The following is a 590-nucleotide window of genomic DNA, read 5'->3' on the forward strand; positions in this document are numbered from 1 at the left end:
TTCACCGCTTTTCTTTGGGCATTGAAGGGTTTGGTAACAATATTGCGTAGTGCTTTAATAGCATTTTCCATCATGATTTCACGGTTTTTAAAGGCAAATCTTTGTGCCCAACCAACGGCAAACCAGTAATCATCGAAATGCTCTGTACCCTCGGCAAAGTAGGCCAAATCTTTATCTGGCAAGTTGATAAACCACTTGCGCATGTCCTCACGTGCCAGCTCAATAAAGTAGCGACCGATGGCATTACCCACACCGCGTGAGCCTGAGTGCAGCATGATCCAAACTTGATTGGTTTCATCAAGGCACACCTCGACAAAATGGTTACCCGTACCCAGCGTACCCAAGTGCTTTAGGTTATTGGTGTTTTTAAGCTTAGGGTGCTTTTGGGTTATATAGTTAAAGTCATCAACCAGCGTTCCCCAACCGTTCATTACGGTATCATCAGGGTTTGCCCATGCGCCAACATCACGGCGTGACCCGCGACCACGCGTTTTACTACGACCATGTGGAATGGCTTTTTCTAGTTCGGTACGCAGACCAAGCAAGCTATCTGGCAAATCGTTTGCGGTTGGAGTAGTTTGTACTGCCAT

General features: G+C 46.6%; 1 protein-coding gene. It reads right to left on the bottom strand.

Annotation, left to right across the window (positions count from 1 at the left end):
* Positions 1-590: RtcB family protein (locus ACS8FD_RS22815; RefSeq protein ID WP_439277535.1), on the bottom strand; the 590-nt coding region annotated here is incomplete at both ends.

This window comes from Psychrobacter sp. 1U2, assembly GCF_051847575.1.